Raw genomic sequence first — 11,154 nt, 5'->3', positions numbered from 1 at the left:
AAGTGCAATGCCGATATTGGCATCCACCCAAACACCGTGGTCATCCGGTCCACGATGATTCAGCTGCTGCGTCATTGTCCGGGTAAATGCCTGCAAGTCCCCGGCATCCAGCTCAGGCCGGGGCAGCCAAAAGCCGGTTAAACCACACATGCAATCATCATCCCGTCCAATCAGCGCCCAAGCCGAGCATCACCCAGCAAACCAAGCCAGATTGGCGTGGTCACCGCAAGGCAATATTGCTGCGCAACACGCTGCCTGCCGGCTGCACCAAGACGTTGACGCAGTTCCGCATCCTGATATAGGTCGTGAAGCGACGCCAGCCACTGCTCTACAGTCGATGCCTGAAAGCCATTTACCCCATGCTCGACCAACTGCGCGTTGACACCAACAGGAGAGGCAATCACCGGAAGGCCGCACGCCATATACTGAATCAACTTGAATCCACACTTTCCGCGCGCCCATGGCTCATCTGGCAACGGCATAATGCCGACCTCAAAGCCGGATATCTCATCGACCTCGGTATGCTCCTGCCATGTCACCAGATCCACCGGCACGCCGGGCAAAGCCACCGGACCTGATCCTACAAGGCGAACACGGGCTGGCACCCGAGCGCAGAACTCGGCCAGCGCAGGAGCGATTTCATACAGATAATTTGCCGTACTGGGTGAGCCAATCCAGCCGATGGTAAAAACAGGCTGTGCATGCGCCTGTTGACGCGCCGGATAACGAAGCAAATCGATTACCGTTGGAATAATTTCTACTCGCCTTGCACCTGCGCACTTTGCATAGTCAGCCAGGTATTCATTACCGGCAACCACCGTATGAGCCAGTCGCATCACCGTGGCGATCTTGCCGCCAAGAAGGCGCCGCACCCAGACACTGCCATGCTGGTCATACTGATGGAACAGTGCGTCATCATAGTCCACCAGCATCCGGCAGCCGCGAAATACCAGCCAACGCTCAAGCACGGCCGGAAAATAGGGCAACAACTCGTACTCGATCATCACGATGGAGCGAGCCGGCACCGTTAGCACCGCCCAAAGCCGACCGACAAGCGCAGCAAAAGCGCCGAACCAGGAGGCCTTGCCATGTCGATACTTGTGGGCCAGGTAGGCCTCATCGAACAGCGGCTTAACCACGCAAGCCAAACCGGCGGCGCGAAAAGCGTCCAGATACTGATAGGTACGATAGCGACTGCTGGCGCCGGCACGAGTGTACTTGGTGAAAAAAACAATCCGGCTATTAGGCATGCAGCACTCAGGCCATACGGTAGATTTTGGCCAGCGCTGCGATGGCGCGCAGAGGCCTTGCACGACGCAACCATGACCGGAACAGGATTCGACGCACACGGCGTCGCTGGACCTTGCGCATGGCATCATTGATACGAGACATCTCGCGAGCACGCCTTAACAGCTCAAGATATCCACGTTCGATGCCATCAAGATTCGCCATGGCCGAACCGGGCTGAATACGATACTCATAAACCACATCGGGGACGGCACCGTAAATCAAGTTAGCCTGATGAGCGAGCGACAAGAAGAAGATAATATCCTCGCAGTGGCTAACACCGACAGGAAAGCGCTGTAGACCTATCTTCTTACGTCGCAGCATATACATTGGATTAAAAAATACACCTTCATCCAGAACCGCCAGGCGATCCAGCAAAGGCCCAATAGTCAGATCAGGCTTATAGATTCGAATCAGATTTCCAGCGGACATGACATTAACGCTGCCATTAACAATATCGACCTCGGGGTGCTTATCGAGGAAGGCGGCCCGAGACTTGAGAGCATCACGGGGTAAGCAGTCATCAGCATCCAGAAAGGTCACGTATTCGCCCCGCGCGAGCACCAGGCCGACATTCCGCGCCGAACTAGCCCCACTGTTGGCTTGATGAACGACTCGAATGCGAGAATCATTTAATGCATCAAGAATGGCTGCGGTATCATCATTACTGCCATCATTAATAATGATCAGCTCCCAGTTCCGGAAGGTCTGAGCCATAACGGACTGTATCGCCGAATCAATAATAAACTCACCATTAAAAACAGGCATGATTACAGAAATCTTCAAGCCACCTCCTCAGAGGCCAACCAACAACATCTTAAACTAGCACTCCACGCCTAACTCACTACGAAGTAATAACCGAATATCTTCGATACTTAACCAGGTGGTGTTCGAACCTGAATCATACTCAAACGGTTTATCAAGAGCATTTGCTGCGGGCACAGCAGCAAGATAGTCTGCCAGCGTCATCGGCCCACTTTGAGGCAAGACAACATAATACCGGCCGTTTCTTACAACAAAGGGCGCCTCAGTAAGTGAAAACATTGACTCATGCATTTTCTCGCCTGGTCTTGCGCCAACAATACGATGCTCAGCGTCAGGAGCTATTGCCATGGCAACATCCCCAACACGATATGAAGGAGCGATAGGCACAACAATTTCGCCTCCCAACCCCTCTTTTAGTGAAAACAGAACCAGCTCGATTCCTTCTTGCATAGTGATTGAGAACCGAGTCATTAATGGGTCAGTGAGAGGCAGAAACCCCTGCTCTTTAATCCGTAGAAAGAACGGAACAACCGAGCCGCCACTGGCAAATACATTGGCGTAACGGACCACACTAAAGCGTGTGTGCCCAGCAAGCCCGGCTTGTATTAACACGCGCTCCATGGCGAACTTGGACGCTCCGTAGATCGTAGAGGGCGAAACCGCCTTATCGCTAGACAGCGCTACGACTCTCTTGATGCCATGACGATTTGCTGCTACAGAAAGGTTTCTCGCGCCCTCTACGTTGGTACGAATGCACTCGTATGGGTTAGCCTCGGCAGCGGGCACATGCTTCATAGCTGCCGCATGAACAACAACATCAACGCCGACCAAAACCTCATCTACTCGGCTCGCATCGCGGATATCGCCGATAACAAAACGTAACCTGTTGGCGTACCTGGCGAGGTGGTGCGCCATTTCATAATGCTTATGCTCATCGCGAGAGAATACTGTAATAGCTTCAGGGCAGTCGGGAGAGGCCAATAGATGTTCAACAAAAGCGCGCCCAAAGGAGCCCGCCCCTCCGGTTACCAAAAGATGCTTAGCGATCATAGGATTCATCCATGTCATGCCCCGTCAAGATGTCAATTGCATGCCGAAATCGAGGGTTTAGTGTGTCAAAGCCCCGGTAGCCAAGGCCTTTATCCCGACAGTGCTTTCGCCGCTCATCTGGATCACGCGCAAGGTAATCCTGAATTTTCGGCCAGGCAGCCTTGATGTCAGACTCCGTAAAATCATCTACCACAACACCAACATCGTTCTCTTCGGCGAACAGATAGTCCTCAGAGACACCACGAGTAATCAAGTAAGGCAACCCGGCACAGAGATACTCACCCACTTTGATGTTGGATATAAACTTTTTGGATGGACCGGGAGGCACGGCAATCACTGCAAAATCAGCGGCAAAAAAATAAGGGTGTATCCCGGCATAATCAGAATGACAAATCGTGTAGGCATCACGCGACACTCCGGCCCGATCGAAACGCCCATGGACCTCATCGTCATCATGGGGCGTCACTATCAGAAAGTGCAGACTAGAGTCCATATCGAGCAGCCAGCGAAACATAAATGCCGTTTCATCGCCATAATACAGGCCATCAAACTTACCCGGATAGAACAGCACGCTCTGGTCTTCCGTGATACCAAGCTGTGTACGAACACGCTTTCTGACTTCCGGGTCAAAGATAAACTTCTGATCATTCGCAACCGTCGGGATTTTGACGAATTTAGCTTGAGAGTGCCAAACTTGCTTGACTCTTTCCTCCATAAATCGAGTACCAGAAGCAACTACAACAGCACCCTGTGCCGCGCGCCTCTCAAGCAAACGGGACAAGCGAGTCTGTAGGCTGTTCGCCGGCCACATCCCATTATCAACGGCATATTCAGAATGCGGCTCATACTGGTACAAGAACTGACGTAGACCAAGCGGAATCGAGTACAAGCAGGCAAAAGTGCCTGCAACAGATCCAAGAGTGACGATGTGCCGAAAGCCCTTAAAGCGCAAACGTAGAGCAACAAGAAAACCGGCGACCAAGTCAGCCAGCTTTTGCTTCATACCAATCCCGGGGTGCCAGCTTAGGGATGTCCACTCCATGCCTTGCGATTTCCACTGCTCTACAATTGCCTTTTGCTCGTCAGTTAACGGATGTCTCGGATCTTCATAAGTAATCACGTGTAACCTAACCGGGCTAGCGGGATCATTGAGATAACTATTTATGTAGAGCCAGAAGTTTCCTTGAATCAATGGATCGAAAAGACGGTTATACAAGAATATAATGACTTTACCCTTATCACTATTTATTGTCACTTTTACATCCACCGTCAGCCAAAATATCAGAAATTCGCTTACTGACTAAACTATCCCAATAGGGAATTTCCTCTAAGACTTTCTCTGATATATGTTTAACATGTCGCATGACTTGAGATACGAAATCATCTGCCATCAGGCTAAGAAGCCTATTAGTACCCAAAGTGAGAGTAATGGGACGCTCAGTATTCTTTCGCACCGTAATACAGGGCTTTCCGAGATATGATGTCTCTTCCTGAATGCCGCCCGAATCAGTGAGCACGAACTTTGAGGCACTAACAAGATTTAAAAACTCTAGATACCCCTGAGGTTCAGTAATTGTAACACCAAGCGAGTTTTCCAAATTTCGCAGAAGCCCGAATGAATCAAGACGTAGTCGGGTTCTGGGATGTAACGGCCAAACGAGAGGAGTTAATTCGGAAATCTCTAGCACTCTGTCAACCAAAATAGTAAGCGCCTTTTCATCATCAACATTCTCCGGACGATGAAACGTGCAGACACCAAAGGCCTCAGAACCAGTGCGTTGCGGCGTGTGCCATTCTGAGCGAGTATTAAGCATGCACTCGATCATTAGATTCCCGACAAGATAGAAACGATCTGACGGAATTCCCTCTTTATGAAGATTCTCCATACCGGATTGTTCAGACACAAGTAGCAAATCCGATAGATGATCAACCGTAATCCGATTAAGCTCCTCTGGCATATCACGATCAAAGCTCCTCAACCCTGCCTCTACATGAATAAGCCTGGCGGAACTATGAGCAGCGGCTATAGCCGCTCCAGCAGTGCCACTTACATCCCCAAAAACAACGACATCGTCAAATTCATTTTCGCACAATAGAGAAGAAAGCTTGGCAGCGGTCTCCCCAATCGTACTTGCAACCCCAACAGCACGAATATTCAGAGAATAATCTGGCACTGGCAATTTCAGGCTATTCCAAAACACATCAGACATATTGGAATCAAAATGCTGACCAGTATGACATATCTTTACATCGAAGCGTTCATCCGACTTTAATCGATGATAAAGACCAGCAAGCTTCATAAAGTTCGGCCTTGCTCCGGCAACAAGAAGAATCTGTCTAAAGTTTTTCATGGCTTAATCTCAACTTCTCTAATTACACTTGCCAACTGCTTCACACAATCAGCTATAGAAAGCTTTCTAATCTCATCAAGATTAGGACGCAAAACAAACTCACCTTCTATAATCTGGCGTAAACCCTCTACAGCCTCGTCACGATTCTCTGGATCACATATTTTTGCCAAACCAGTTCTATTTAAAATATCCTTCTGAGCACCATCGCAAACAAAAGCAATAATTGGTAATCCCATAGCGACATACTCAAATGTCTTTCCAGCAATACTATAATCTCGACCATCTACAACCTTTGAAGATGTTATAAGAAGAGCATCGCACCCCTTCTGGAACTCCAGCGACGTCACCCGGCTTACCGGTCCTAGCAAACGAACTTTATCGCCAACGTCATATCTAGCGATCATACTCGGCAGCCAGCTGGGAATTGCACCAACAAACTCAACCTCCAATTTTTCATACGCAGAAGGGGAGATTATTCTCAGATCACTAACAGCCCGAAGAAAAAACTCTGGCGACCGATATAGCCAGTCCTCTTTCTTAGGTGAATATTGAAAAATATGATGTATCTTCTTCTTCCACCATGGAGAAAAAATCATCTTTCGCTGGTATGGCTCATAGTAAAATGAGCCGACATACCCAATCTTAAAAGCATCACAACGAATTCCATTACGACTTGCCTCTACCGATGAATAATCTTCTTCAAAGCTATTGGTAATAGTAGAAATTTTTCTCTCATCAACACTCGGGTGAGTTTTTAGTAGATCCAGACGTGTTTGCTCAGACGTTACCAGAACCTGACTGGCAAGCTCGATCGCCTTAAATTCCAGCCTCTTTGTAAAATGATAGTGCAGAATCGAAGCATAAGGCGTTATAGCCCACTGACTCCATGCATCTCTCATATCAAGAATCAGAGGCCGACCTAACAAACCAGCCACATCTGCACCTGTAGTTCCCCCGATTTAGTGGACACCTTCTCCTAACCGAGGAGGTGTAGAAATGCCGAAGTACAACAATCCGAGAAAGACCTGGCGTTACGCGGACGAGTTCAAGATTCGTGCCGTGGAAATGAGTTACCAGGAAGGGATTCAGATCCAGCAGGTTGCCGAGGGACTGGGTATTCACCCCTTCATGCTGTCGCGCTGGCGCAAAGAGTACCGGGAGGGCAAGATCAGATCTGACGGCCGCAAGCGTGTATCAGTGATGAAGAATCCCAAAACCCCCAGTACTGCAGAGCTCAACGAGATGGCTCGGCTGAAGCGGGAGAACGATCGCCTCAAGAAGGAGAACGATCTCCTAAAAAAGTGGCAACGGTATCTGGCGGAACAACATCAGAGCGATTTGGATTCATCCAAGTCCACGGACGAGAACTAGGCGTCAGATACCTGTGTACATGGCTCGGGGTTTCCCGCAGTGGCTACTATGCGTGGCTAAAGCGTCCTGCGAGTGCGCGAGCGCTTGAAGATCGCTGGCTTTCTCGACGTATTGAGCGGGCTCATCAGAAAAGTGAAGGCCGCTACGGTAGCCCGCGGGTGCATAAGGTGTTGGCCCGGCAAGGCATCCGGGTCGGCGAGAAGCGGGTGGAGCGCATTATGCGGGATGCAGGACTGGTGGGTCGGGCGGCAACGCTGTACCGGAGGATTCCCGGCCTGGAGAAGTTCTTTGCCCGCCATCAGAACCTGAGGGTGGATGCCGGCCCGCCGACGGCAGTGGATCAGCAGTGGGTTGCGGACCTTACCTATATCAGGGTCGCCCGAGAGTGGCACTATCTGGCCACGGTAATGGATGTGTACTCGAGAAAGATCGTGGGCTGGTCTCTGGGCAAGAACAAGACAGCAGAGCTGACATTGCGTGCACTGAAGCAGGCATTGAAGGTAAGGGTGCCGAAGTCGGGCATGATCTTCCATTCGGATCGCGGCTCTGAGTATGGCGCACACATACTGCAGAATGAGCTTGAGCGTCACGGCATTCGTTGTAGTATGAATCGACCCGGCCGTTGCACGGACAATGGACACATGGAGTCATTCTTCCACAGCCTGAAGGCGGAGCTAATCCACGGAGAGGAGTTTAGAAATGAAACGGAGCTACGACTGGCGCTATCCGGATACATCAACCAATTTTACAACCGAAGCAGGCTGCACTCGGCCTTGGGCTATCTGAGCCCAATGGAATTCGAGAGAATGGCTGCGTGAAATGAAGTGTGTCCATTTTATCGGGGGAAGATCAACCAAGGCCAGCCACCGAGAAAGGAGGAACCGTTGTAATTACTGCTACAACATCATAACTCTCTGAAATTTTTAATACATTTTCAATGCAATAGTCGCGCCAGCGCTTCGCCTCGTCGCCAACAATGCTCAGGTATCCGGATCTCTTAAGTCGCCCATGCCGAGGCACACCCAATCCCGTCCTTACAATCCTACAGATTTCGGGTGAAATATCGGAGTCCTGAAAATATGGATCAATGCGACCACCATGCAATTCTGGCTGCGGAGTAATCACAATAGGATAATAACCGGCATCTTTTAAGTATCGAGCAAACCGATATGGTCTCTGAGAGCCGCCAACATTTAAAGGCGGGAACTCATAAGCAAGCAAAATTACAGCTTTCATAATATATAGCTCGCCGGCTCCTCCATAGAATCAGAAACGGCCAAGTACGAAAAATAAATGGCAACTACCAAGTAAAAACACGCTAGCGACATCTCTCGAAATACATCAACGCCCTCTTGCATGAATCTCTACCAAAAAGCCCGCCTCTTCACGCAACCGCTCTTCCGACCAGTTCCACCACTCACTTGATTGCAATCGATCCGTTACCTCTGGCGAAAAACGCGCCCTTAGCACTCGCCCAGGGTTACCCCCCACAACGGAGAAAGCTGGCACATCTCGAGTTACTATGGTCCCAGCACCGATAATCGCACCATCACCAACGCGAACGCCGGAAAGAATTTTTGAACCAGCACCGATCCAAACATCATTTCCTATCACAATCGGGCCACGGCTAATCTCCGCGTCGGGACTAGCGGGCGTACGTAGCAAGTTACGCTCGACAAAATAGGTCGTTGTCCGTTGTGAGTTATGAAAGCTCTCATGCATCGCTACGTGATGCGCTATGGAACAGAAAGATCCTATTCTGACACCGTCAATTGGCCCGGATATGTATATATCTGGCCCCCAAAGTGAGGTGAAGCGCGCCACATCAACCTGCCCATTTAATTCAGCGCGATATATCTTACACCCCTCATGAATACGTACTTCCGGCCCAAAAGTACAACCGGAAACCCAAGCTCTGGCATCGACCTGTGCAGCCGCAGAAACATCGTTGACCCTGTCAAGCCGCTGCTTAAGTGCGCGGAGAAAAACCTGTACCGCCTTCACGTTATCACCTCAAAGGAAACCCAAAGAAGGAAAAGCCCTCTATGCACAGAGCCACAATCACTCGCGTAGCACCTCATGGCTCACGCTAAGTCGCGCCAAATCGCTTGCATTACAGAAATGTAACTAGCTCGCAATGCATCCTCTGAAAACCGAGACGCCGCACGTTCTGCAATAATTGCACTATCCCAGCATCCCAATTGCCATTGTCTTAGAAACCTTGAAATAGCGGCACTCCAACCATCAGAATCACTAGAATCAACCTTGACCCACTCTTGATCACTTGCATATTCAGCAATAGCTGGAATATATGGCCCAATTAGGGGAACGCCAGCTCCTAGCGCCTCAGCACAAGCAACCGAGAACGTTTCATAATCAGAAGAGAATAAGTATCCGTTACTTTTAGTTAATTGATCGGCTATCTCATTTTTCGTCATCTTGCCCAGAAAAATCGTACACTTTTCCAGGGCGGTACCGCCCACAAACGATCTCATCTTGTCAATCATATCCCCGGCACCACCAATCACCAGCTTAAAATGGTGACCATCTACCAACGCCCTATTCAGCCCCTGAAGCATCGGCATTGGATTTTTAATTGAACGCCATGTATTAACACTAAAGAAAACTGGAATGGTGTTTTTATCTGCTCTAGCACCATGAAGAGGGACAAAATTTGGAATAACAAATCCAGAGAAGTCATGCCTCTTAGAAAATGAAAAGATATCATTCGCAAGAGCCTGGGAAACAGCAATAACCGGGTAGCCGTTCTGAAAGGGACGTCTTAGTATATCAATATCCTTGGAATTCTCTGGCAGGTAGAAATTGTAGTGGTATGCAGACCAGTGCTCACTAATCAGGATGGGCTTTCGGAATATCCACCTCCAAAGATTTGAATGGAGCAATAGCGGATAGGCAATATGGAAGTGGAAGCAGTTGAAGCGCCAAGCTCGCTCTTTTAAAAGCACAAAGAATAGAAAAGCAGTTGACAACCACTCCATGGCCTTTCCTGGCTTCACCGCCGCCAACATAAAGTACCCTCTTGCGCCCTCATCCAGTGAAATAACCTGGAACCTCGGCCAGCGATTAGGAGATGGTCGAACCTGTACAACAATAGTTTCAGCATCGAGCTCTTTCTTGAATACGCGAATCTGATCACGCACAAAGTTGCCTTCGACTCCATCCCATGGATTGGGGTACCAACTAGCAATATGCAGTATTTTTCCAGACGCGCGTTTTTGCTTGATGTTATTAATCGGCATACAAATACTCAATAAACTGAGACTCAAAGCCATTACGAAATTCTAGATAATTCGGTGTTTTTATCAAACTTAGAAGGATCATCGAGTCTTCCGAGGCAAAGTATCAACTTTTAGGAAACACCGAACTGATAAGGCTCAAAGTTCCACATGAAAACGGTGCTACTTGTGTAGAACCGTGAGACTGACCCTGTAATCCCTTTTTGCAAAAAATCGAGCTAGCGCCATGGCCGCCCTAAACCGTAAAGAACCATATAGACTTTTTAAGAAATTTCGATTAGCTAGCGACCGCCCAACTCGTGCCAAAAACGAATCCTGGCCAGTCTTAGTTTTAATGCAGTCGTTATGATCAGAAGGCCTGATTGTGCTCGGTCGATCCTCATCCTGACCAATCAAGGCTGATTGCGTAAAAAAAATCTCATCAAGCCAGCCTCGGCGCCTGCGCTCACACCAATCATCTGCAAGCGTCATGATCGGAGTTTCCTGAGTTGAGCTACGCTCAGCCGCTGCTCTCGATATAAGATAAGCATGCGCTCGCCATAGACCGCTTGCGGGGTCGGCATGCAGGAAAATCTGTGGCATATCGGTAGGTGGCCGACCATCTCGCCAAGTTACCCTTCGCTTTAGCGCGGGGCCAACTTGATTAGATGGAGCTCCCAAATGACAAATAAAGGCAGCCCCGCTTTGAGCATGAGGGGACAACGCGTCCGCAATAGTAGCTACTTGATCGAGCCAATCTGGCGTCCGCGGTATCACATCATCCTCAAGAACAAGCCCTATCGAAAACGGAGAGGACACCAACCAGGCAGCAACCGCGTTGTGGGACATTGCACAGCCAACTTCCGCAGCCCTCATTCTCCTGGAAAATTTCTCCTCGAATGCGACAAGATCAGCAATGGGGGCAATATCTTGTTCCAGTGCATCTCTCAAATCGACTGCCGGAAAAAATGAGTGCACCCAGCTCTCGGGAATACCCCTCGAAATAAGATCCTGACGCCTACCTGATTGGTCCTCAAGAGAAATTAGTAGAACTGGCACACCATTGCCAAGGTAACCGGGCATAAACCGTCGAT

The 11,154-nt window shown here is 49.4% G+C and carries 11 protein-coding genes; 1 reads left to right on the top strand and 10 read right to left on the bottom strand.

Features of this window, described 5'->3' with window-relative positions; all coding sequences use genetic code 11:
- Positions 1-170: 170 nt before the first annotated feature.
- From J1C54_RS15460 to J1C54_RS15435, 6 genes are read right to left on the bottom strand one after another with little or no spacing between them, the layout of a single operon-like run.
- On the bottom strand, positions 171-1,250 hold the full coding sequence (locus tag J1C54_RS15460) for a glycosyltransferase family 4 protein (RefSeq protein ID WP_229149655.1): 1,080 nt from the start codon (positions 1,248-1,250) through the stop codon (positions 171-173).
- A gap of 7 nt (positions 1,251-1,257) precedes the next feature.
- Positions 1,258-2,073, bottom strand: a complete 816-nt coding sequence (locus J1C54_RS15455; protein ID WP_229149652.1) for a glycosyltransferase family 2 protein — start codon at positions 2,071-2,073, stop codon at positions 1,258-1,260.
- 36 nt (positions 2,074-2,109) lie between these two features.
- The gene (locus tag J1C54_RS15450; RefSeq protein ID WP_229149651.1) at positions 2,110-3,102 is read right to left on the bottom strand and encodes an SDR family NAD(P)-dependent oxidoreductase; all 993 of its coding nucleotides are present in this window, start codon (positions 3,100-3,102) and stop codon (positions 2,110-2,112) included.
- Positions 3,092-4,357, bottom strand: a complete 1,266-nt coding sequence (locus tag J1C54_RS15445) for a hypothetical protein (RefSeq protein WP_229149650.1) — start codon at positions 4,355-4,357, stop codon at positions 3,092-3,094. Before J1C54_RS15445 ends, J1C54_RS15450 begins: the two co-directional genes overlap by 11 nt.
- Positions 4,344-5,453, bottom strand: a complete 1,110-nt coding sequence (wecB, locus tag J1C54_RS15440) for a non-hydrolyzing UDP-N-acetylglucosamine 2-epimerase (RefSeq protein ID WP_229149649.1) — start codon at positions 5,451-5,453, stop codon at positions 4,344-4,346. The genes J1C54_RS15445 and wecB overlap by 14 nt, the downstream gene beginning before the upstream one ends.
- Positions 5,450-6,388, bottom strand: coding sequence for a glycosyltransferase (locus J1C54_RS15435; protein WP_229149648.1), 939 nt, complete (start codon positions 6,386-6,388; stop codon positions 5,450-5,452). The genes wecB and J1C54_RS15435 overlap by 4 nt, the downstream gene beginning before the upstream one ends.
- Before the next feature lie 61 nt (positions 6,389-6,449).
- On the opposite strand from J1C54_RS15435, the gene J1C54_RS15430 reads away from it, so the two are divergent.
- Positions 6,450-7,642, top strand: a protein-coding gene (locus J1C54_RS15430) for an IS3 family transposase (protein WP_229149647.1) whose coding sequence is annotated in 2 segments (ribosomal slippage) — positions 6,450-6,747 and positions 6,747-7,642 — 1,194 coding nt in all. Because the reading frame shifts where the segments join, the coding sequence is not laid out codon by codon here.
- 31 nt (positions 7,643-7,673) lie between these two features.
- On the opposite strand, the gene J1C54_RS15425 is transcribed toward J1C54_RS15430, so the two are convergent.
- The 4 genes from J1C54_RS15425 to J1C54_RS15410 form a co-directional block, all read right to left on the bottom strand.
- Complete coding sequence (locus J1C54_RS15425; RefSeq protein ID WP_229149646.1) at positions 7,674-8,060, bottom strand: hypothetical protein; 387 nt, start codon at positions 8,058-8,060, stop codon at positions 7,674-7,676.
- 105 nt (positions 8,061-8,165) lie between these two features.
- Positions 8,166-8,828, bottom strand: coding sequence for a CatB-related O-acetyltransferase (locus J1C54_RS16795; protein WP_370635685.1), 663 nt, complete (start codon positions 8,826-8,828; stop codon positions 8,166-8,168).
- An 80-nt stretch (positions 8,829-8,908) separates the two neighbouring features.
- Positions 8,909-10,084, bottom strand: coding sequence for a glycosyltransferase family 4 protein (locus J1C54_RS15415; protein WP_229149644.1), 1,176 nt, complete (start codon positions 10,082-10,084; stop codon positions 8,909-8,911).
- A 159-nt stretch (positions 10,085-10,243) separates the two neighbouring features.
- On the bottom strand, positions 10,244-11,154 hold a 911-nt coding region (locus J1C54_RS15410; RefSeq protein ID WP_229149639.1), incomplete at its 5' end, for a glycosyltransferase family 25 protein.

Source organism: Alcanivorax sp. 1008 (genome assembly GCF_020667895.1).
Lineage (GTDB): Bacteria > Pseudomonadota > Gammaproteobacteria > Pseudomonadales > Alcanivoracaceae > PGZG01.
The sequence above is the reverse complement of the archived record's forward strand: the minus strand, read 5'-3'. Positions and strand labels throughout refer to the sequence as shown.